Consider the following 22,023-nt stretch of genomic DNA (forward strand, 5'->3'; position numbering starts at 1 on the left):
CACCAGCAGGGCGAGGATGGCGGCGAAGAGGCGGGCGAGGAAGGGGCGCATGGGTCAGACCATCTCGAAGATTTCGCTGTCGATGCGGGTGGCGGGCACGCCGAGGCGGCGCAGGGCCGGGCGCAGCGCGTTCAGCATCGGGGCCGGGCCGCACATCATATGCGGCCAGTCGCGGCTGTCCCGGGGCAGCAGGCGGGCCAGCATGTCCTGATCTATCCGGCCGGTTTCGGTGGCGTATCCTTCGGGAGGCCAGTTTTCGGGAGGCCAGTCTTCGGGCGGGTCGGCGATGACATGGGTGACATGCAGGTCGATGTCGCGGGCGATCCGCGCCAGTTCATCCCGGAAGGCCACGTCGGACCAGTCATTGTTGGCATAGAGCAGATGGACCGGGCGCGGGTCGCGGCGGGCCTGCAGCGCGTGCAGGTTGGCGATGATCGGGGTGACGCCGACCCCGCCTGCGATCATCACGAAGCCCGGCGCATCGGCCTCGCGGTCGACGGTGAAGACGCCGTAGGGGCCGTCGATCCAGGCGATGCTGCCGGGTTCGGTCTGCGACAGGCGGGTGCTGTCATCGCCCAGGGGTTTGATCGAAAAGGTGATCCCGGGGCCTTTTTCGGGCGCGGTCGAGATGGTGAACGGGTGTTCGCGCAGGCTGAACGGGGTGCCGCCCACCGCCAGCCACGCAAACTGACCGGGGCGCCAGTCGCGCAGGGGGCGGCCCTCGGGGCGCAGCACGAGGCTGCGGATGCCGTCGCCCTCATCGCGGTTTTCGGTCACGCGCCACGGGTTGCGCCACTGATGCAGCGGGCGCAGGACGCGGGTGTAGAGGATCAGGCCCAGCCATGCCAGCGTCACCGCCAGCCACAGTGCGCGGGTGCCGTCCTGTCCGGTGAAGTAGCTGGCACCCAGCACGTGCCAGATCGCCGCGCCAAAGCCGGTCAGCGCAAGGAAGATGTGCAGGCGCCGCCACCACAGGTAATCGAGCCGCAGGCGTTTGCGGAATTCGGAACTGAGGATCAGCAGCGTGAAGCACAGCAGCGCCACCCGCCCGGCGGTCATGTGGGGCTGCGCCGTCAGCGGGCTGAGACTGCCCAGATCGTCCCGATGCCAGAGATAGAGCATGCCGAAATGGCCCAGCATCAGCGCGACCGCGCCCCAGCTGAGAAAGCGGTGAAAGACCGGCACGATGTCGGCGCCGAACGGGTGCAGCAGCGGTTTCAGTCGCCCGGTCAGCGCGAATTGCAGCCCCGCCAGCGCCAGCGCCGCAAAGCCCAACGCATAGGCCAGGTTGCGGGTGAACGGCGCGTTGGTTGGCGGATCGCCCGCAAGGATCACCACAAAGGGCAGGGCCAGCGCCACGGCTGCGGCCAGCAGCCACAGGCCGGCGCGGAGATAGACCGCCCCCGGCCGGTCGGCGGGGCGGATATGGGCGGCGGGATCGGATCGGGGCGGTGCGCGCATGGGGGTGGAACGCGGCGCCGCGGTGGCGGTTCCTGCGGCGGGTGTGGAACCTCTGCCGCAGCGATGCGGTTGGGGTGGCAATGACATGGGCGTGAGCGGGGCCGTGCGCTGATGTTGCAGCACGGATCGCAGGACAGATCGCAGGACGGATCAATGGGGGACTTGGGATGACGGACGGGCCTGTGCCCTATTGCGGCCCCGCGCCGCAGCCCGGCGCGCTGTGGCAGAGCTGGAACCTCGACCCGCTGTTGCTGGCGGGGCTGGCGCTGTTTGCGCTGGTGTTGCTGCGGTCTGCGGGGGCCGCGCGCCGGGGGCCTGCGCTGCTGGCGATCGGCGCGCTGGTGCTGGCCTTTGTCTCGCCGCTTTGCGCGATGACGGTGGCGTTGTTCTCGGCCCGCTCGGCCCATCATCTGGTGCTGATCACGCTGGCTGCTCCGGCGCTGGCGGTGGCGATGCCGGTGCTGCGGCGGCTGGCGCCCAGCCTGTCGCTGGCGGCGCTGAGCGGCGCGATGATCGCCTGGCACCTGCCGCCGGTCTATGACGCGGTCTGGCGGTCGGATCTGATCTATTGGGCGATGCAGGCGGCGATGCTGTTGCCGGCATGGGCGTTCTGGTCGGCGGTGCTGGCACCCGGCTTTGGCGGCGAAGAGGCGCTGCGTCGCGGTGTTCTGATCGGCGGGCTGGCCGGGGTCATGGGCTTTCTGGGCGTGATCCTGACATTCGCACCGCAGATCCTGTATATCCAGCATGTCGGCGGCGCGATGGCCTGGGGGATCCAGCCGCTTGTCGATCAGCAGCTTGCCGGGCTGGTCATGTGGGTGCCGGGCTTTCTGCCGGTCGCGGCCATCGCATTCGCTGTGCTGCGGCAGGGCTGGCGCCGGGGGTTTGCGGCATGATCGTGGCCGGGCTCAAGTTCCTGCATCTGGCCGCGATGCTGTGCTGGTGCGCGGCGCTGATCGCGCTGCCCCTGATGCTGTATTTCTACGGCAATGTCTGGCGCCGCACCACCGGGTCCGAGCAGACGCAGGCGCGCTATGCCGAGTTCCGGCTGATCACCCATTACGGCTATATCGCATTCGCCACCCCGGCGGCGATCATTGCGATTGCGGCGGGCACGGCGCTGATCTTTGCCGATGACGTGTTCGATCTGTGGTTTGTGGCCAAGCTGGCGCTGGTGGCGGGGATGGTGCTGGTGCATGCGTGGATCGGTCACCTGATCCTCAGTTCAGCCGAAAACCGGGGGCTGCGCGACATGCCCTCGCCCGTGTGGGCGCTGGTGCTGGGGCTGCCGCTGATGGCGGCGGTGCTGTGGCTGGTGCTGGCCAAGCCCGATCTGGGCGGGCTGACCGCGCTGATGCCCGACTTCATGCTGGCCCCCCGTGGTCAGGCAGGGGGCCAGCCATGACCGGCCCGTCAGCCGCCGGTCGCGCGTTGCGTGCCGATGCGATAGTCGAAGACCAGCTTGCCGCCATGCCAGCCGGTGATGCCGGTCATCAGCGCCGTCAGGCCCGAGATCATCGCCCCCCAGGGCAGCACAGCGCCCTGCGGATCGGGCAGACGAAAGCCCCAGTTCAGACCCAGAAGCGACAGCAGCATGACCGCGAGAATGAAATGAGTCCAACTGGCCGACCGGATGCGGATGCCGGGCACCATCAGCAATTCGACCGTGCCCGCGATGCCTGCCAGCACCCCCAGCGCAAAGGCGATGCCTGCCGCCCACAGCGCGACGCGGGGCCAGAATTCGTCGCCCGTCAGCCAATACATCCCGTCGGCGCCAAGGGTGGAAAACGCCAGCGCGATGGGGAATGCCACCATCATCGCATGGACCGGATGGCCCGACAGGGCGATCTTGGTTTCGGTGTCGTCAAAGGCCACATGTTCCTCGATCGGATCGGACAGGCGGCGGCGTTGTTTCCAGCTTCTTTTCTGGCGCATGGGCGGTCTCTCCTTGGCAGGGCTTTGGGGAACAAGGCGGCAGGGCTGCTGGCGGTTCCGCTGCTGGCCGCATGTGACGGACCGCTGAGCACGCTGGCCCCCTCGGGGCCGGCTGCGCGGGATGCGGCGCTGCTGTGGTGGGCGATGCTGGCGGGCGCGGCGCTGATCACCGGGCTGGTGATGGTGCTGCTGGTTCTGGCCATCCGCAACCGTGGCGCCCGCGCGACCGAGCGGCGCTGGATCTGGGGCTGGGGGCTGGGATTCACGCTGAGCGTGCTGACCGTGCTGCTGGGCTTTTCGCTGTGGATCGGCGAGCGGATGCTGGCGCGGGCCGACGATGCCCTGCGCGTGGGCGCGCATGCAGCCCAATGGGAATGGCGCTTTACCCAGCCCGGCCCGGACGGCCAGCCGGTCCAGACCCGCGACGTGCTGTACGTCCCGGCGGGTCAGTCCTTTGATGTCGCCATCACTGCCGCAGACGTGATCCACAGTTTCTGGGTGCCGCAGCTGGGCGGCAAGATGGATGCGATCCCCGGCCAACAGAACCTCCACCGTCTGCGCGCCGACAGCCCCGGCATCTATGAGGGGCTGTGCGCCGAGTTCTGCGGGCTGGGCCACAGCGTCATGCGCTTTACCGTCGTGGCCTATGACCCCGCCGGACCCATGCCCGATATGACAGACGCCCTGCTGACCGACGAACAGATCACAGACGAGGCCCAGCCATGACCGACAGCCACCTGCCGGGCCGCGCCGTCCCGATGGCGCCCGCCGAGGATGCCCGCGACCACGCCCAGGACATCGCCACCAACCCGCCGCAGCGCGCATTGCGCCTGCACCGCGAACTGGACCGGGCGTGGCGCGACGAGCCGGGCTGGCGCGGCTTTTTCACCTCGGTCAATCACGGCACCATCGGGCTGCGCTTCATGGTGACGGCGTTTGTGTTCTTTGCCATTGGCGGCGTGCTGGCGATGCTGATCCGGGCGCAGCTGGCCACCCGGCAGGGCGCGTTTCTGGATGTGGATCTGTATAACCAGATCTTCACCATGCACGGGACCATCATGATGTTCCTGTTCGCCATCCCCATGCTGGAGGGGCTGGCGCTGTGGCTGCTGCCCAAGATCCTCGGCGCGCGCGACATGGCGTTTCCGCGTCTCAGCGCGCTTGGGTACTGGTGCTATCTGTTCGGCGGCTCGGTCATCGTGCTGTCGCTGGTCTTTGGCGTGGCGCCCGATGGCGGCTGGTTCATGTATGTGCCGCTGGCCGACCGCACCCATACGCCGGGCATCAATGCCGATGTCTGGCTGCTGGGCGTGACCTTCGTGGAAATCTCGGCCATGGCGGCGGCGGTCGAGATCACCGTCACCATCCTGCGCTGCCGCGCCGGGGGCATGCCGCTGGTCAGGATGCCGCTGATGGGCTGGTATCTGCTGGGCACCGCCGTGATGATGCTGGTGGGGTTCCCGCCGCTGATCCTGGGCTCGATCCTGCTGGAGGTGCAGCGCGCCTTTGACTGGCCGTTCTTCGATGTGGCGCGCGGCGGCTCGCCGATGCTGTGGCAGCACCTGTTCTGGCTGTTCGGCCACCCCGAGGTCTATATCATCTTCCTGCCTGCCGCGGGCGCGCTGTCGACGATCATCCCGGTCATGGCGCGCACCACGATCCTGGGCTATGGCGCCATTGTCGCGGCCATCGTGGGGCTGGTGTTTCTGTCCTTCGGCCTCTGGGTGCATCACATGTTCACCGTGGGCATCCCGCATATGGCGCTGGCCTTCTTTTCGGCGGCCTCGGCGCTGGTGGCGGTGCCCACCGCCGTGCAGGTCTTTGCCTGGATCGGCACCCTGTGGGAGGGGCGGGTCAGTTTCCGCCTGCCCATGCTGTATATCATCGGGTTTTTCATCACCTTCGTCATGGGCGGGCTGACCGGGGTGATGCTGGCCATGGTGCCGTTCAACTGGCAGGCCCATGACACCGCCTTTGTCACCGCGCATCTGCATTACGTGCTGGTCGGAGGCTTTGTCTTTCCGATGCTGGCCGCCGTCACCTACTGGATGCCGCTGATCTGCGGGCGCTGGCGGGTCAAGGGCTTGGGCGAGGCCGCCTTCTGGCTGATCCTGATCGGCTTTCATGGCACATTCTTTCTGATGCACCTGACCGGGCTGCTGGGCATGCCGCGCCGGATCGACGTCTATCCCGCCAACCCGGAATGGGAGTGGCTGAACCTGATCTCATCGGTCTTTGGTATGGTCATGTCGGCGGGCTTTGCGCTGTTTGCCTTTGACATCATCATGCAATGGCTGTTCGGGCGCCGCAGCTGGCGCAACCCGTGGCATGCGCCGACGCTGGACTGGGCGATGCCGCTGCCCGCGCCCTCCTATAACTTCGCCTCACTGCCGGGGCCGCGCCAGCCCGATGCCTCGGCCCTGCTGCCGCTGGCGCGCGGCGAGGGGCTGCTGCCCGGCGCCCCGCGCGGCTGGCGCGAGACGCTGGTGGTCGATCCCGGCAGTGGCAGGCCCGACCATGTGGCGGTGCTGGCCACCAGCACCAACCTGCCGCTCTGGACCTCGGCGGCGATCGGCAGCTTCTTTGCGGCCATGCTGGCGGGGCTGTATTGGCTGGCGCCGCTGGGGATTGCCGCCACGCTCTGGGCGGCGTGGAAATGGGGCGAGATCATGGGCACCACCCGCCAGCATCCGCCCATCGAGGCCGCGCCCGGCCTGCACCTGCCGCTGCACTGGAACCGCCGCAACACGCTGGCGCGGACCGGGGCGCTGGCGCTGCTGCTGGCGGACGGCACGCTCTATGCCTCGCTGCTGTTCGGGGTGGGGTTCCTGACCGTGGTGGCGCCGGGCTGGCCCGCGCCCGCCAGCGGCATTGCCACGCCCCTGATGGCGGGGGCCGGGCTGCTGGCGCTGGCCGCGATGGGCGTGGGCCTGATCGCCGCCCACCGGGCCGAGGCGCTGCGCGACCGCCCCGCAGCGGTCGGCTGGGCCATGGCCGGGCTGATCGCCTGCGCCGTGGCGCTGCTGGCGCTGGCGGTGCTGGGCCTTGGCCTTGACGATCCGCGCCGCCATGCGCGGGACGCGCTGCGCGGGGCGGTGCTGGGCTTTGCCGTGGTCCATGGCGTCGTGGCGCTGATGCTGGCCTTGCGCAGCTGGCGCGACCTGTGCACCGGGCGCGCGGGCGGACAGCGGCGCGGCGCCGCCCCCGTCTGGCAGCTGTTTCAGGCGTTCTGGCTGGGAAGCTCGGTGGTCTCGGGGCTGCTGATCCTGCTGCAAGAGGTGATGTGATGGGCTGGCTCTGGCGGGCATTGGCGGCGCCGCTGCTGTGGGCGGCGCTGTTTTCGGCGATCTATGCGCTGCATGGCGCGGGCTGCAACCTGGGCTGGACCGGCCGTCCGGCACCCCTGTCGGACCTACACCATCTTGCGATGTGGCTGGTCTGGGGCGGGGGTCTGGCGCTGCATCTGGTGCTGATCCGGGTGCTGCCTGCGGGTCAGGGGCGCCCGCGCCGGCTGATCGTGATGGGGACATGGATCGGCTTTGTCTCCAGCTTGTTCACGCTGTTTCCGGTCCTTGCGACCTCTAGTTGCGTCTAGGCGCGTTGCGCGCTAGGCGCAGGCAAACGCGCGACAGAGGGCTGCATGACCGGGCTTGAGCGACATCACGGAGTGCGGCAATGACGCCGGGCGCGCGCATCGCTGCCGCGATCGCGGTGCTCGACCGGATCCTCGCCGGAGACGCCGCCGAGCCCAGCCTGCTGCGCTGGTCGCGGGGCAGCCGCTTTGCCGGGTCGGGCGACCGGGCGGCGGTGCGCGATCTGGTCTTCGGCGCGCTGCGGCGGCGCGAAACGCTGGCCGCGCTTGGCGGCGCGCGCACCGGGCGCGGGCTGATGATCGGCTGGCTGCGCGATCAGGGTCAGGATCCGGGCGTGCTGTTCACCGGGCAGGGCCATGCGCCCGCACCGCTGACCAGGGCCGAGGCTGCCACGCCCGCCCCCGATCTGCCGCCCCTTGCCGACCTGCCCGACTGGCTGCGCCCGGAATGGCGCGCCTCGCTTGGCGATCTGGCGCAGCCGGTGGCTGAGGCGATGGGCCAGCGCGCGCCGGTCTGGCTGCGCACGAACCCGGCCCGCGCCAGCCGCGAAACGGCCGCAGCCGCGCTGTCCCGCGACGGGATCGAGACGCAGCCCGCCGATGTATCGCCCACCGCCCTCTGCGTGGTGTCGGGCGAGCGGCGCCTGTCCCAATCCGCCGCCTATCGCGACGGTCTGGTCGAGTTGCAGGACCTGTCGCCGCAACTGGCCTGCGAGGCGCTGCCGCTGACACCCGGCGCGCGCGTGCTGGATTATTGCGCAGGCGGCGGCGGCAAGGTGCTGGCCTTGGCCGCCCGTCAGCCCGCCGCCCTCTGCTTTGCGCATGATGCAGCGGCGCAGCGCATGGCCGATCTGCCTGCGCGCGCCGCGCGTGCGGGGGCGCGGATCACGGTTCTGCCCCGGCCTGTGGGACATTTTGATCTGGTCGTGGCCGATGTTCCCTGCTCGGGCAGCGGCACATGGCGGCGCACGCCTGACGCCCGCTGGCGCCTGAGCCGCGCGGATCTGGACCGGCTGGCTGCGATCCAGTCGGACATTCTGGAGAAGGTCGCCGGGCTGGTCGCGCCGGGCGGGGCCCTGGCCTATATGACCTGCTCGGTTCTGGATCGGGAAAACAGACATCAGATCAATGCGTTTTGCGAGAAACATCCAGCATTTTCCATGGCTCTCAGCCAGCGCTGGACCCCGCTTGATCATGGCGGCGACGGTTTTTATCTGGCATTGCTGCGGCATCGCGGCGGATGAGATAGTCGCATTGCCTTAACGGTCCCTTAAGGTCTCGCCAGCTAGAACGGCGGGAACACGGGGCCAGAAAGGCGATTCGGATGGCGTATTGGGATGAACTGGCAGGTTTGCCACGCGGGGCCGTCTCGGCGGTTCCTCTGCTGGTTTTACCGATGGTGGTCGGGTCTGGCCTGCTGCTGGCGCTGCCCGGTGCGGGGGCGGGCATGGCCGCGATCGTGTTTTCGACGGTTGCAGTGGCCTGGTATCTTCTGGGCGGTGCCCTGTCTTTGTCGCATATCCTGCGGCGCATGCAGGCGCGCCGCGCACTGACCGCGATCCGGGGTGAGGTCGCGGCCGCGCCCGAACCGATCTGGGTCTGCGACGCGGCGGGGCGGCTTCTGTTTCAGAACGCCGCGACCCGCGACTGCTTTGCCGGTATGACCGGCGACACCATGCTGACGCTTCTGTCGCGGCTGCGCGCGGATGCGGCCTCGGATATGGCGCAACTGACCGAGCGTGCGATGCGGTTGGGTTCCGCCGAACTGGATCTGGGCGAGGGCAATGCCCTGTCGCTCAGCTGTTCGCGCGATGCGCCGCTTCAGATCTGGGCCTATCACGGCGCCGACGCGATGCCGGATCGCCACACGCTTGCCGCTGTGCTGGAGGATGATGCCGACGCGACCGATTTCGAGGCGCTGCCCGTCGCGTTGCTGCGCGTCGGTGTGGACGGTCAGATCCGTCAGGCGAATGCCGCCGCCCGCCGCCTCATGGAGGGCCGGCTTGGCGAGGACGGGACCGGACGGAACCTTGCCGCACTTCTTGACGGGCCGGGGCGTCCGCTGGGGGACTGGCTTGCCGATGCCCGCGCCGGCCGCTTGCAGAGCAGCACCGAGATCTTGCGGATGCGTCTGCCAGGTGTCCGCAGCGGCGAGTTGCGCGACCGGCACTTTCAGGTGGCGCTGGCGCCGGACCCGTCACAGAGAGGCGGCTTGTTTGCCGTGCTGACCGATATCAGCGCCATGAAAACCCTCGAGGCGCAATTCGCCCAAAGCCAGAAGATGCAGGCGATCGGGCAGTTGGCCGGGGGGGTGGCGCATGATTTCAACAACCTTCTGACCGCGATCCGCGGCCATTGCGACCTGCTGATGATCCGCCGCGACAAGGGCGATCCGGATTACGCCGACCTTGACCAGATCAGCCAGAACACCAACCGCGCCGCGGCGCTGGTGGGGCAGTTGCTGGCGTTTTCGCGCAAACAGACGCTGAAACTCGAAACGCTTGATCTGCGCGATACGCTTGCCGATCTGACCCACCTTCTCAACCGCCTTGTCGGCGAGCGCGTCGGCCTGACCATCACCCATGACCCCGCGCTGCGCCCCATCCGGGCCGACAAGCGCCAGCTTGAGCAGGTCATCATGAACCTCGTCGTCAATGCCCGCGATGCCATGCCAGAGGGCGGCGACATTGTCGTGCGCTCTGAAAACATCCGCCTCGACCAGCCTTTGCGCCGCGACCGGGCGGCGCTGACTGCGGGCGATTATGTGCGCATCTCGGTCGCCGACCGGGGCTGCGGCATCGCGCCGGATCATCTCGCCAAGATTTTCGAACCCTTCTTCACGACCAAGCGCCCCGGTGAGGGGACCGGTCTGGGGCTGTCGACGGCCTATGGCATCGTAAAGCAGACGGGGGGCTATATTTTCTGCGACAGCCAGCCCGGTGCCGGGACGACGTTCTCACTCTATTTTCCTGCCGCTCAGCACGACGCTGTGCCACAGGCCGCCATACCGGTCGCGCCCACGCGGCATCCCCGCCCGGCCGCCCGTCTTGAGAATGCGCGCAAACCCCGCCTGCTGCTGGTCGAGGATGAAGCCCCGGTCCGCGCCTTCGCCGCCCGCGCGCTCAAGCTCAGGGGCTATGACGTGATCGAGGCTGACAGTGCCGAGGCGGCGCTGGCCCTGCTGCGTGATCCCGGTCTGATGGTCGATCTGTTTCTCACCGATGTGGTGATGCCGGGCATGGACGGTCCGGCCTGGGTCCGGCAGGCGCGTCAGACCCGGCCCGATGCGGCGGTGATCTTCATGTCCGGCTATACCGAGGACATCTTTGCCGAGGGACAGGACAAAATCGCGAACTCGGTCTTTCTGCCCAAGCCCTTTACGCTGGCCGAGCTGACCCAGCTGGTGGAAGAGCGCCTCTCGGCCACCTCCTGATCCTGCACGGGACCGGGCGGGCAGGGGGTAAGCGCCACAGCTGATTTTACCACTGAATTCTCTTGCGACCAAAACGAGCAAGGCGGCATGAATGTCCTGCATTTTGGCCGCATGCAGGACATGCCCGGTGGCACGGCCGGTCCGGGCGGTGATGGCGCGCATGATGAACGCCGGTATCCGGTCCGCAAACTTCGATGGGCTGGGCGATGCCGTGCCGGCTCTTGGGTGCCGGCGTCATGACCTGGGAACAGAGCGCGGTTCAGGATCACGGTGATCCGCTGCCCGGCTGTCATTTTCTGCGCGTCCATCCGAGAAGAGGCGACCCGCGGCGCGGCGCAAACCGGCAATGCCGGTCAAGATCCTGGCTGTGCGCGAAGGCCGATGTGGCGCCGGCGGCACATGGTGTAGGCTCGACGCCTGAGCGGAACACGTGTGAAAGAATGCCTGCGCCACGCTGCAATGCCAGGCGGCGACGTGTCCGACAAAGCGATCCTGCCGATTGCCCGGACCAGGTTCACGCCGGTTGTGCAGCCCGCCTTCCTCAGCGTCCCTTGCCGGGTCGCTCGCATGGGGCGTGAACCGGCAATGCGCTTGCTGGTAAGGGGTTCATCCTGCCGCCAGATCATGCGACAGTGCAATGCCGATAGGTTGTTTTCATGACGGGCCCGACAGGTTTCGTGTTCACTGGTCACATTAAATTTTGCTGCAAGTCGAGGAACTTATGAAAGTATCTGTCTCCACCGGCCCCTCGCAGGATGCCGCACGCGATCTGGGTCGGTTCCGGATGACCTTCACGTTTCAGCTGGAAGAGGATGACAGCCTTACGGGGCAGAGCACCAATGCCGGCGGGGGGGCGATCCGTTTGGGCGCCCGGACCGCGAATTTTTACTTTCCCTTCGAATTTGATCTGCCGCATCCCGATCTGGTGGCTTTGGCCGCGCTCAAGATCATAAGCCCCTATATCGGCAGTCATCTGGAAATGGACCGGCCGGTGTCAGCGGACATGGCCCGGATGATCTCTGGCACTTATCGCCATATCAGCCGCGTCGCGACCGATGAAAAGCTGGCTCCGCGGCGCAGCACCAATCGCCTGCGCGAAAAGGCGGCGATTTCGTTTTCCGGGGGGGTGGACAGCGTGGCCGTCGCGGCAATCATGCCGCCCGATACCCCGCTCATCAAGGTGGCGCGCACCTTCCATCCCGAGATCGGCCCGTTTGAGACCTGGACCAGCAGCGACGGCCCGGTCGAGACAATGAACCGGATGCCGAATGACGCCCGCAAGATTCTGGTCCGTTCCGATTTCATGTTTCTCACCACCAACGGCAGTTACTGCCTCTATCCGGATGGCTACGCATTCACGATCCCTGTCATGCTGCTGGCAGATCATCTGGAGCTGACGCATGTTCTGACCGGCGATATCCTGGCCGCCTTTACCGGGAATGAAACCGTGACCACGCGCAATCCGGTCTCGCGTGCCGTTGCAACCTTTGCTGCGGTCGATCTGGCACTGGAATATCCGTGCAACGGCGTCAGCGAGGTCACCACGACCTCGATCGCCCGGGGGGCCGGATTGCTGGCGATCGCGTCGACCTGCGAATACGGTCCTTTCGCCAAGCCCTGCATGCGCTGCGTCAAGTGCCTTCGCAAATCGCTTTATAACTATGCCCTGTTCGGTGAAAAGCTGGGGCCGGCCGAGATAAAGCGCTTCAACAACTCGCCGGGCGTGCAGAAGCTCGCGGCGGACGAAGGACGTCTTGGCAAGTCACTGATGGCGTCTTACAAATTCTCCTTCCAGCAGATCGAGAGCGATTTTCCAGGTCCGCTCGGACAGATTCGCGAGACCGCGCTGTCGATGCGCCTTAGGGTCGGCTGGATTCCGAAGATACTGACACCCGCCTATGAGAAGCGCCCGGCTTTTGTCTATCCTGCGTTGGATCACATCCGTGATTTCGCGGCGCCGATGGCAAAGTGGGATGAACAGGAATTCCAACGGCTGGACTGGCGAAAAAACTTCGGGCCCGAAGCCGAATCGCCGCCAGCAGTGCCCCCCCCTGTGCCGGAGGTGCTTCCTCTGGCCGCACATCCCGATCAGCCGTGGTGGCAACGTCTGACATCACGTCCTGGGGGCCGGGGCTGAGGATCACGCTGGGGCGTCGGACTGCCCTTCACCCTTGCCGCAAAGCACGCTATGAGGACGACTGTCTTCTTCGCTGCCCAGACACCCCAGAATCCGACCTGAAAGGCGCACCCCATGGCCGATGATCTGCCCAACAGCTTCATGCATGGACCCGATGAGCAGGGACGTTTCGGCATCTATGGCGGCCGCTTTGTCAGCGAGACGCTGATGCCGCTGATTCTGGATCTCGAAGCCGAATACGAACGCGCCAAGACCGACCCGGAATTCTGGGCGCAGATGGACGATCTGTGGACGCATTATGTCGGCCGGCCCAGCCCGCTCTATTTCTCGGAACGGCTGACGCAATATCTGGGCGGCGCCAAGATCTACATGAAGCGCGACGAGCTGAACCATACCGGCGCGCACAAGATCAACAACGTGCTGGGCCAGATCCTGCTGGCGATCCGTATGGGCAAGACCCGCATCATCGCGGAAACCGGCGCGGGCCAGCACGGCGTGGCGACGGCGACGGTCTGCGCGCGCTTCGGGCTGAAATGCATCGTCTATATGGGCGCGCATGATGTCGAACGGCAGGCGCCCAACGTGTTCCGCATGCGCCTGCTGGGGGCCGAGGTGATTCCCGTCACCAGCGGTCGCGGCACGCTGAAGGATGCGATGAACGACGCGCTGCGCGACTGGGTGACCAATGTGCGCGACACCTTCTATTGCATCGGCACGGTCGCCGGGCCGCATCCCTATCCAGCGATGGTCCGCGATTTCCAGTCGATCATCGGCAAAGAGGTCCGCGAACAGATCACGGCGCGCGAGGGGCGGCTGCCCGACACTCTGGTGGCGGCCATCGGCGGCGGCTCGAATGCGATGGGGCTGTTCTATCCGTTCCTGGATGACGCCGAGGTCGGCATTATCGGGGTCGAGGCGGGCGGAAAGGGCGTCGACGACCGGATGCAGCATTGCGCCAGCCTGTCGGGCGGGCGCGCGGGCGTGCTGCATGGCAACCGGACCTATCTGTTGCAGGATGATGACGGCCAGATCCTTGAAGGCCATTCGATCAGCGCGGGGCTGGATTATCCCGGCATCGGGCCGGAACATGCCTGGCTGAAGGATATGGGCCGCGCCGAATATGTCAGCATCACCGATGCCGAGGCGCTGGCGGCGTTCCAGCTGTGCTGCGCGCAAGAGGGCATCATCCCGGCGCTGGAGCCCAGCCATGCGCTGGCGCATGTCATCAAGATCGCGCCCGACCTGCCCGCCGACCATCTGATCGTGATGAATATGTGCGGGCGCGGCGACAAGGACATCTTTACCGTCGCCAAGCATCTGGGCCACGACATCCAGACCTGAGACGGCGGCGGGAACAACCGGCGCGTCCGCCCTCGGGGCCGGGCGCGCCGCAGATCAGTTTTCGGCACTGACCGCGTGGCTTTGCAGCAATTCGATGGGCAGGATGTCCAGCGCGCGGCGATGCGTCGCCTCCAGCACCACCTTGGGCGCGGCGAATTCCTGCGCCGCCTGCAGAAACCGCGAGGCGCAGAGGCACCAGCGGTCACCGGGTTTCAGGCCGGGAAAGCCGAATTCGCGCCGGGGCGTGGTCAGATCATTGCCCAGATAGGCCGACATGGCCAGAAATTCCGCCGTCACGATCACGCAGACCGTGTGGCTGCCGCGATCCTCGGGGCCGGTATCGCAACAGCCGTTGCGATAAAACCCCGTCACCGGCGCGGTCGAGCATGGCTGCAACGCCCCGCCAAGCACATTTACAGACGTGTCCATCACCCCTCCATCCCGAGGGGATAGTCTAGCGCGGGGAAACTGCGACGCCAAGTCACCATTCAGACATGGAAAAGGGGCCTGCGGGCCCCTTTGACTGTCGTTGATCTTGTGTTGTTCGTCGGAGGGATCAGGCTGGCTGATCAGGCTGCGCGGCGGGCGTCAAGCTCGCTGACGACGGTGCGGGGCATCTCGTCACGGGTGAAATAGGCATACATCTGGTCAAGAGCCGCCTCGGCCTCGGCGGCGCGCTTGCGCTCGGCGATGCTGGTGGTCTTGGTGCTGGCTTGGGCCATAACTGGTCTCCGGGTTCGGGTCATCTCTCCCATGAGGGTCAAATATTGACTGACCAGTCAAAAAACCAGAGCCGGAACGCGACGTCAGGGTGCCCGCAAGGCAGGCATGCGCCCCCGGCATGGATGCAGCGCATGATACACTGCCATGTCTGCACCGTTATGTCTGCTCGGCGGGTGGCGGGTGGCGGACCTAGCCGATCCGCAGCATCCGGTGCTTTTTCTTGCCGACCGAGACCTTCAGCCCGTCGCCGATCATGCCCGCATCCAGCATCAGCTGCGCGTCGGTCACAGGCTCGTTGTTCAGGCGCAGACCGCCCTCGGCAATCAGGCGCTTGACCTCTTTGCCCGAGGGGGCCAGCCCCGACTGCACAAGCGCCTGCACGATCGACAGGCCACCGTCCAGCGCATCCGCGGCGATCAGCGCCACCTCAAGATCGCCCCCGGCGCCGCCCTGTTCAAAGACCTCGCGCGCGGTCGCCTCGGCCCGTGCGGCGGCATCCGCGCCATGCAGCAGCGTGGTGACCTCATTGGCCAGCAGGATCTTGGCGTGGTTGATCTCGGACCCGCCAAGCGCCTCCAGCCGGGCGCATTCTGCCAGCGGCAGTTCGGTATACAGACGCAGGAACCGGCCCACATCGGCGTCGGTCGAGTTGCGCCAGAACTGCCAGAACTCGTAGGGCGACAGCATCTCGCCGTTCAGCCATGTGGCGCCGCCCGCCGATTTGCCCATCTTGCGCCCGTCGCTGGTGGTCAGCAGCGGCGAGGTCAGGCCCCAGACCTGCCGGTCATCGACGCGGCGGGTCAGGTCGATGCCGTTGACGATATTGCCCCATTGATCCGAGCCGCCCATCTGCAGCTGACAGCCATGGCGGCGGTTCAGCTCAAGAAAATCATAGGCTTGCAGGATCATGTAGTTGAATTCGAGGAAGGACAGCGACTGTTCACGATCCAGCCGGGATTTCACCGATTCAAAGGACAGCATCCGGTTGACGCTGAAATGGCGCCCGATCTCGCGCAGAAAGGCCAGATAGTTCAGGTCGTCCAGCCAAAGGGCATTGTTCAGCATGGTGGCGCCGTCCGGGCCGTAATCCAGATAGCGGGCAAAGACCTGCCCCATGCCGTCGATATTGGCCTGAATGGCGGCATCGTCCAGCAGCGGGCGTTCATCGCTGCGAAATGACGGATCGCCGACCTTGGTGGTGCCGCCGCCCATCAGCGTGATGGGGCGGTTGCCGGTCTTCTGGAAGTGGCGCAGCATCATAATGTTCAGCAGATGGCCGACATGCAGGCTGGCCGCCGTCGCGTCATAGCCGATATAGGCGGTGACCGGCCCGGCCAGCAGCGCCCGGTCCAGCCCCTCATAGTCCGTGCAGTCGGCGATATAGCCGCGCTCGCGCATCACGGTCAGGAAATCGGACTTGGGGGCATAGGTCATGGGCTGTTTCCTTCTGTATGGCCGCGATATACCCGGCCCATGGGCAAAGGAAAAGGCGCGATGATCCGGGCTTTGGGGATGATGTCGGGCACCTCGATGGATGGGGTAGACGCGGCGCTGATCGACACTGACGGCGTGCGGATCGGGGGTTTCGGGCGCTGCGGGTTCCGCGCCACCTCGGGCAATGAGGCGGCGGTGCTGCACGCGGCGCTTGGCCGCTGGCCGGGTGAGCCGGGCGTGGCGGCGGCGGCGGCTTTGTCGGAAGATGCCCATGCCGCGCTGGCGACCGAGTTCCCCGAGGCCGGGGTGATCGGCTATCACGGTCAGACGCTGGCGCATGATCCCCATGGGCGCGGCACGCATCAGGCGGGCAGCGGCACGCGGCTGGCTGTGCGCACCGGGCGCCCGGTGGTCTGGGATTTCCGCAGCGAGGACGTGCGCCGGGGCGGCGAGGGTGCGCCGCTGGCGCCGTTCTTTCACTGGGCCTGCGCGCGGTGGGCGCTGGACCGGGGCGCGCTGGAGCCTGCGCCCGTGGCCTTTCTCAATCTGGGCGGCGTCGGCAATATCACCTGGCTGGACCCTCAGGCGACGGCGCCCGAGGCGCCGGGCGCCTGTCTGGCCTTTGACACCGGCCCCGCCAATGCGCCGCTGAACGACCTGATGCGCCAGCGCCTTGGCCACAGCCGCGATGAGGGCGGGCGTCTTGCGCGGTCGGGGCGGGCCGATGCGGACGCGCTGGCGCGGTTTCTGGCCGATCCGTGGTTTGACCGCGCCCCGCCCAAATCACTGGACCGCGACCATTTTGCGGCGCTGCCTGCGATGGTGGCGGCGCTGTCCGATGCGGATGCTGCAGCGACGCTGGTGGCGGTCATGGCGCAGTCGGTGGCAGCCGGGATGAGGTGGATGCCCGCCGCCCCGCAATGCCTGCTGGTCTGCGGCGGGGGTCGGCACAACGGCGCGGTGATGGCGGCGCTGGCTGCGGCGCTGCCCATGCCGGTGGCGCCGGTCGAGGCGGTCGGGCTGGACGGCGACATGCTGGAGGCGCAGGCCTTCGGCTGGCTGGCGGTGCGGGTGATGCGGGGCCTGCCGACCTCGGCCCCCGGCACGACGGCTGTGCCCGACCCCGTCTGCGGCGGCAGGATCAGCCATCCGCGCGCAGGGACGGCGGGCTGAGAATGTTCCAGGATTTCTTCTCAATATGTGTTGATCTTTATCAGGGGAACGTCCGGCGAAAGGCGGGTGTTGTGCTGTCGATGCCGGAGTGAACAACTCTGGCGAAACAGTTTCGAAGGAGACCCCATATGAAACGTCTGATGATCACGGCCGCCGCGATTGCTCTGACCACGCCCGCTTTTGCGCAGGATGCAGCAACGACCGAAGCGCCCGCAGATACCATGCAGACCGCTCCGGCTGACACGACCGGCACCATGGCCCCTGCTGATGGCACCATGGCTCCGGCTGGCGGCACCATGGCCCCGGCTGATGGTACGATGGCGCCCGCAAACGGGATTGCAACTGACGGGATGGCCGCTGATGGCGCCTATGGCGATCAGGCGCACGGCATGGCCCTGTCGGCTGAGAACCGCGGGATCACCTCGTCCTGGCTGGCCGACCGTCCGGTCTACACGACCAATCAGCCCTCGACCACGCAATGGACCGATGCGACCGGCGATGCGGTTCCGGGCGACTGGAACGAGATCGGCAACGTCTCGGATCTGGTGATGACCACCGATGGCGAACTGGTCGGCTATGTGGCTGATATCGGCGGCTTCCTTGGCCTTGGCACGCACACCGTGCTGCTGGACCGCGAGATGCTGCATATCGCGCAGTTCGGTGACGATGTCGTTCTGGCAACCAACTACACCCAGGAAGAACTGGAAGCGCTGCCGGAGTTTGACGAAGACACCGTGATGAACTGATCACGATCTGTCCTCACGAGACAGGAAGGGCCCCGCCATATTGGCGGGGCTTTTTCTGTTGGGGGAGGGGTCGTCAAGGGGGCATGTGGGCGAAGTCTGCTGTGCGGGGCGAAGCGGTCATTGATAGATGGGTCACCCCGCCGGCGTCTGGCACTGGTGCATGTATCTCGACGATATTACCACCTGATCAATTGGCACTGAGGGCACATCAAGCTCTACAAAACAGATGATCTCGTTCAGGCTTTCGAAGCGTGTCCCCTGCATTGCGCTAATTAGTGCTGGATTGAGTGCACCCGTGCGATCTTGACTGTCATTTGCATGATAGCCGTAATTGAACATGATATAGGCTGAATAGGCTTGGTAGCGCTCTTCATCCAACGTCTTCAGATCTGGCACGGCCGCGATCAAGTGATCGACTATACCGTCCTTCGTATCTAGATTCTCCCTCCGAAAAACAAACATCTGGACAGCTAGGCCGACCGCCCCAGCTTCATCCGGCAAAGGGTATCCGGTATAGTCGATCTTGACGATGTTGTTGTGGATATAGAGGGCATCGAAGACATTGCAGGGCTCTTCTTCAAATCGCCCGTTTTGGGCAAGTAAATCTACCGCTGAAATGCAACTTCCCCACGCTTGGACTGGCGCGCTGGCGTAAAAGACAAGCGCCATAATCCGCAAGCGCCGTTTCAGTTTACCTGCCCTATCAATCATAGTTCTCTGCAACTCCGCAGCTTATGCAGACTCCAGCAAAGCGTATCCTAATAGGGAATGCTAGAGGTAGATTGCGACTGTCGGACATGGGCTCAAACCAACGCCCCTTCACCCTTTCAGCCACGCCACACCCACCACAACGTCCCGCCCCCGCTCACTCTTCCGGGCGGTTGCGCAGGCGGAGGCGGGCCAGATGGTCCTGCTCGTCGCTCTGGCGTTGGGCGGCAAGGGCCTGGGCCACGCAGTCCAGATGCGCCTCCAGCTCGGCGCGGGCGCGCTGGCCGTCGCGGGCCTGAAGGGCGGCGTTGATGGCGGCGTGCTGGTCCAGAATGCGGTCGCGCAGGTCCGAGCGGGCAAAGATGCGGGGCCGGTTGAACAGCATCCCCTGACGCAGCAGGTCCTGCATCGCGCGCATCATGTGCAGCGCAATGACATTGTGGCTGGCCTCGACGATGGCCATGTGGAAATCGGCATCCAGCGCCGCCTCGGCCTCGGGATTGCCGGTGGCATGGGCGTGGCGCATGGCGGTGACGATGCGGTCCAGAACTTCGAGGTCGGTCTCGCCCGCCTGACGGGCGGCGCGTTCGGCGGCCAGCCCCTCAAGATCCTTGCGGAATTTCAGGAAATCATCCGCCGCGCGGGGGTGGCGCGCGATCAGGCGCACCAGCGCGGGGGAAAAGGCGCTGCCCAGAACCTCGGCCACAAAGATGCCGTGGCCGGGGCGGGCGGTCAGCAGCCCGTCGGTCTGCATCTGCGCCAGCGCCTCGCGCAGGGAGGGGCGGCTGACGCCCATCCGCTCGGCCAGATCGCGTTCGGCGGGCAGGCGTTCGCCGGGGCGCAACACGCCTTGCAGGATCAGGGATTCGATCTGGCGGATGACGGACAGCGACAATTTGCCGGCGTCGATCTTTTCATAGGGCATGGCAGGCACCGGTTCGGGAAAGGCCAGTTCCAGCCATATGGGCCGGGGTCGCGAAAAAACGAAGGGGCCAACAAAAGGGGCCAACAAAAGAGGCCGGTGTGACCCGGCCCCTTTGACTGTCGTGGTTACTGCGTCGGGCGGATCAGAATCTCGACCCGGCGGTTCTGCGCGCGGCCCTGTGCGGTGTCGTTCGAGGCGACCGGCTGGGTGGCGGCGCGACCGGCGGCCGACAGGCGGCCCTGGTTCACGCCAGCCGCAGCAAGGATGCCCGCGACCGATTGCGCGCGGCGCTGCGACAGATCCTGGTTGATGGCCACGGTGCCGGTGTTGTCGGTATGGCCGATCACCTCGACGCGGCTGTTGGGATACTGGTTCAGGTTGCGCGCGACGGCGTAGAGATCCTGCTGCGCCGGGCCCGACACGGCGGCCGAGTTCGTCGCAAAGAGGATGCCGTCGGGCATCACGACCTGCAGATAAGAGCCGTGGTTGATCACCTGAATGTTGGGGTTGCTCAGCGACTGCTGCAGCGCCTGGGCCTGACGGTCCAGAATATTGCCCGCGACCGCGCCGACGGCGGCCCCGACAATGGCGCCGCGTGCGGCGTCGCGGCCCTGATTGTTGCTGTCGTCATCGCGCGTGCCGCCATAAAGCGCGCCCAGAGCGGCGCCGGCAAGGGCGCCCTGCTGGGTGCGGCTCATGCCGGTGGCGGTGCCGGTGCCGGTGCCGGTCCCGTTCATGCCGGGCTGGGCGCAGGCGCCGAGGACCATGAGGGCCGATACGGCGACGATGGTGGTGCTGCGGAGTTTCATGCGGCTCCCTTTCCTTGTCATGAGGCGGGCGCGTCACGGCGCCGCCGAAGTGGACAGCCAGGTACCGATTCCGGCCCATGCTGTAACGCGCGTCACGCTGTCGCAGTTCCCGCTGAAAGAAAAGGCAAACTTTGGTGAAGCATGCAGAGGGGCGCGCGTTAAGCGGAATCGCGTCAGGCGCTTGCAATGCCGCGCCGGTGAGGCGACAAGCGGGGCTGTCATGGCCCCTATGTCCCGCATCCCGTCTGCGCTGCCTTTCGGCGATCAGGTCGCGATCTTTTCGCGGCTGGCAAGTGCTGCTCCGGCGCCCGAGACCGAACTGGAATTCCTGAACCCCTTCACGCTGGTTGTCGCGGTGGCCCTGTCGGCGCAGGCGACCGATGTGGGGGTGAACCGCGCCACGCGGGGGCTGTTTGCCGTCGCCTCCAGCCCGGCGCAGATGCTGGAACTGGGGGTCGAGGGGGTGACCGAACATATCCGCACCATCGGCCTGTTCCGGCAGAAGGCCAGGAACGTCATCGCCCTGTCGCGGATTCTGGTCGAGGACTATGGCGGCGCCGTGCCCGACAGCCGCGCCGCGCTGATGTCGCTGCCCGGCGTGGGGCGCAAGACCGCGAATGTGGTCCTGTCGACCGCCTTCGGCCATCCCGCGCAGGCCGTGGACACGCATATCTTCCGCGTCGGCAACCGCACCCGGATCGCGCCGGGCCGCGATGTCGATGAGGTCGAGCGCGCCGTCGAGGACAATGTGCCCGCCCGTTTCCAGACCCATGCGCATCACTGGCTGATCCTGCATGGGCGTTATATCTGTCAGGCGCGCAGGCCCCGCTGCGCGATCTGCCCCATCAACGATCTGTGCCCCTTTGAGGAGAAGACCGCATGACCCTTTCCAGCCAGACTGGCCCCTATATCGTCGGAATCGGCAATGCCGTCATGGACATCATTGCGCCGACCGAAGAGGCGCGGCTGGAGAGCCTGGGCATCACCAAGGGCATCATGCAGCTGATCGACCGCGAGCGGTCGGAATATCTGCTGGCCGTGCAGGCCGATGACCATTCCCCCCGGCACGCGCAGGCGCGGATGCTGGCCGGGGGCAGCGTCGCCAACACGCTGGCCGGTCTGGGCGCGATGGGGCTGCGCACCGCCTTTATCGGCTGTGTGGCCGATGACGAGATCGGGCGGCTTTACGCCAGCCAGACCGAGTCGGCGGGGACGCGCTTCGTCAACGCGCCGGTCACGGGGGCGTCGCTGCCCAGCTCGCGCACGATCATCTTTGTGACGCCGGATGGCGAGCGGTCGATGAACACCTATCTGGGGATTTCCGCCGAACTGGGCGCCGATGACGTGGACCCGGCGGTGTTTCAGGGCGCGGGCTGGCTGTTTCTGGAGGGCTATCTGTTCGACAAGCCCAAGGGCAAGCAGGCGTTCCTGAAAGCCGCCGAGGCCTGCCATGCGGCGGGCGGTCAGGCGGGGATCGCGCTGTCAGACCCGTTCTGTGTCGACCGGCACCGCGAGGATTTCCGTCGTCTGGTCGCGGGGCCGATGGATTATGTGATCGGCAACCGGCAGGAATGGTGCGCGCTCTATCAGGTCGAGGATCTGGAAG

The 22,023-nt window shown here is 66.4% G+C and carries 21 protein-coding genes; 13 read left to right on the forward strand and 8 right to left on the reverse strand.

From position 1 onward, the window contains the following. Positions 1–54: 54 nt before the first annotated feature. A complete protein-coding gene (locus ACK41U_RS12130) occupies positions 55–1,461 on the reverse strand; it encodes a ferric reductase-like transmembrane domain-containing protein (RefSeq protein WP_409680393.1) in 1,407 nt (468 codons plus the stop codon). A 167-nt stretch (positions 1,462–1,628) separates the two neighbouring features. Between ACK41U_RS12130 and ACK41U_RS12135 the strand changes: the two genes are divergently transcribed. Both ACK41U_RS12135 and ACK41U_RS12140 read left to right on the forward strand, forming a co-directional pair. Continuing rightward, on the forward strand, positions 1,629–2,357 hold the full coding sequence (locus ACK41U_RS12135; protein WP_409680396.1) for a cytochrome c oxidase assembly protein: 729 nt from the start codon (positions 1,629–1,631) through the stop codon (positions 2,355–2,357). Continuing rightward, positions 2,354–2,866, forward strand: a complete 513-nt coding sequence (locus ACK41U_RS12140; protein ID WP_409680399.1) for a CopD family protein — start codon at positions 2,354–2,356, stop codon at positions 2,864–2,866. The genes ACK41U_RS12135 and ACK41U_RS12140 overlap by 4 nt, the downstream gene beginning before the upstream one ends. Before the next feature lie 8 nt (positions 2,867–2,874). Here the strand turns inward: ACK41U_RS12140 and ACK41U_RS12145 are convergent, their stop codons facing one another. After that, positions 2,875–3,396 carry a DUF2231 domain-containing protein gene (locus ACK41U_RS12145; protein WP_409680402.1) on the reverse strand — a complete coding sequence of 174 codons (522 nt, stop codon included), beginning with the start codon at positions 3,394–3,396 and terminating at the stop codon, positions 2,875–2,877. Between the two features lie 24 nt (positions 3,397–3,420). On the opposite strand from ACK41U_RS12145, the gene ACK41U_RS12150 reads away from it, so the two are divergent. The 7 genes from ACK41U_RS12150 to trpB all read left to right on the forward strand — a co-directional run bounded on the left by ACK41U_RS12150 (position 3,421) and on the right by trpB (position 13,899). Next, a complete protein-coding gene (locus ACK41U_RS12150; protein ID WP_409680405.1) occupies positions 3,421–4,122 on the forward strand; it encodes a cytochrome c oxidase subunit II in 702 nt (233 codons plus the stop codon). Next, positions 4,119–6,683, forward strand: a complete 2,565-nt coding sequence (gene ctaD / locus ACK41U_RS12155) for a cytochrome c oxidase subunit I (protein WP_409680408.1) — start codon at positions 4,119–4,121, stop codon at positions 6,681–6,683. Before ACK41U_RS12150 ends, ctaD begins: the two co-directional genes overlap by 4 nt. Beyond that, complete coding sequence (locus tag ACK41U_RS12160; protein ID WP_409680411.1) at positions 6,683–6,991, forward strand: hypothetical protein; 309 nt, start codon at positions 6,683–6,685, stop codon at positions 6,989–6,991. The genes ctaD and ACK41U_RS12160 overlap by 1 nt, the downstream gene beginning before the upstream one ends. An 80-nt stretch (positions 6,992–7,071) precedes the next feature. Next, positions 7,072–8,232 carry an RsmB/NOP family class I SAM-dependent RNA methyltransferase gene (locus tag ACK41U_RS12165; RefSeq protein WP_409680414.1) on the forward strand — a complete coding sequence of 387 codons (1,161 nt, stop codon included), beginning with the start codon at positions 7,072–7,074 and terminating at the stop codon, positions 8,230–8,232. A gap of 80 nt (positions 8,233–8,312) precedes the next feature. Then, a complete protein-coding gene (locus ACK41U_RS12170) occupies positions 8,313–10,421 on the forward strand; it encodes an ATP-binding protein (protein ID WP_409680417.1) in 2,109 nt (702 codons plus the stop codon). Positions 10,422–11,142: 721 nt separating this feature from the next. Next, complete coding sequence (locus tag ACK41U_RS12175) at positions 11,143–12,558, forward strand: DUF6395 domain-containing protein (protein WP_409680420.1); 1,416 nt, start codon at positions 11,143–11,145, stop codon at positions 12,556–12,558. A 114-nt stretch (positions 12,559–12,672) separates the two neighbouring features. Continuing rightward, complete coding sequence (gene trpB / locus ACK41U_RS12180; RefSeq protein WP_409680423.1) at positions 12,673–13,899, forward strand: tryptophan synthase subunit beta; 1,227 nt, start codon at positions 12,673–12,675, stop codon at positions 13,897–13,899. 54 nt (positions 13,900–13,953) lie between these two features. Here the strand turns inward: trpB and ACK41U_RS12185 are convergent, their stop codons facing one another. From ACK41U_RS12185 to tyrS, 3 genes are all read right to left on the reverse strand, one after another. Next, on the reverse strand, positions 13,954–14,328 hold the full coding sequence (locus tag ACK41U_RS12185) for a DUF2237 family protein (RefSeq protein WP_409680426.1): 375 nt from the start codon (positions 14,326–14,328) through the stop codon (positions 13,954–13,956). 140 nt (positions 14,329–14,468) lie between these two features. Continuing rightward, positions 14,469–14,621, reverse strand: a complete 153-nt coding sequence (locus tag ACK41U_RS12190) for a hypothetical protein (RefSeq protein WP_409680429.1) — start codon at positions 14,619–14,621, stop codon at positions 14,469–14,471. 190 nt (positions 14,622–14,811) lie between these two features. After that, the gene (gene tyrS / locus ACK41U_RS12195; RefSeq protein WP_409680432.1) at positions 14,812–16,056 is read right to left on the reverse strand and encodes a tyrosine--tRNA ligase; all 1,245 of its coding nucleotides are present in this window, start codon (positions 16,054–16,056) and stop codon (positions 14,812–14,814) included. A 60-nt stretch (positions 16,057–16,116) separates the two neighbouring features. Here tyrS and ACK41U_RS12200 point away from each other — a divergent pair, with 60 nt between their 5' ends. After that, the gene (locus ACK41U_RS12200) at positions 16,117–17,229 is read left to right on the forward strand and encodes an anhydro-N-acetylmuramic acid kinase (protein WP_409680435.1); all 1,113 of its coding nucleotides are present in this window, start codon (positions 16,117–16,119) and stop codon (positions 17,227–17,229) included. A gap of 128 nt (positions 17,230–17,357) precedes the next feature. Further along, on the forward strand, positions 17,358–17,975 hold the full coding sequence (locus tag ACK41U_RS12205; protein WP_409680438.1) for a hypothetical protein: 618 nt from the start codon (positions 17,358–17,360) through the stop codon (positions 17,973–17,975). Positions 17,976–18,107: 132 nt separating this feature from the next. Here the strand turns inward: ACK41U_RS12205 and ACK41U_RS12210 are convergent, their stop codons facing one another. From ACK41U_RS12210 to ACK41U_RS12220, 3 genes are all read right to left on the reverse strand, one after another. Next, positions 18,108–18,686: a hypothetical protein gene (locus ACK41U_RS12210; RefSeq protein ID WP_409680441.1), complete on the reverse strand. Its 579-nt coding sequence runs from the start codon at positions 18,684–18,686 to the stop codon at positions 18,108–18,110. A gap of 154 nt (positions 18,687–18,840) precedes the next feature. Then, a complete protein-coding gene (locus ACK41U_RS12215) occupies positions 18,841–19,608 on the reverse strand; it encodes a FadR/GntR family transcriptional regulator (protein WP_409680444.1) in 768 nt (255 codons plus the stop codon). A 125-nt stretch (positions 19,609–19,733) separates the two neighbouring features. After that, positions 19,734–20,417, reverse strand: a complete 684-nt coding sequence (locus ACK41U_RS12220; RefSeq protein ID WP_409680447.1) for an OmpA family protein — start codon at positions 20,415–20,417, stop codon at positions 19,734–19,736. Positions 20,418–20,637: 220 nt separating this feature from the next. On the opposite strand from ACK41U_RS12220, the gene nth reads away from it, so the two are divergent. Both nth and ACK41U_RS12230 read left to right on the forward strand, forming a co-directional pair. Beyond that, positions 20,638–21,300 carry an endonuclease III gene (gene nth, locus ACK41U_RS12225; protein WP_409680450.1) on the forward strand — a complete coding sequence of 221 codons (663 nt, stop codon included), beginning with the start codon at positions 20,638–20,640 and terminating at the stop codon, positions 21,298–21,300. Continuing rightward, positions 21,297–22,023: adenosine kinase (locus ACK41U_RS12230; RefSeq protein WP_409680452.1), on the forward strand; the 727-nt coding region annotated here is incomplete at its 3' end. The genes nth and ACK41U_RS12230, both read left to right, overlap by 4 nt.

The organism is Paracoccus sp. (in: a-proteobacteria) (genome assembly GCF_046289755.1).
In the GTDB taxonomy this organism is placed as follows: domain Bacteria; phylum Pseudomonadota; class Alphaproteobacteria; order Rhodobacterales; family Rhodobacteraceae; genus Paracoccus.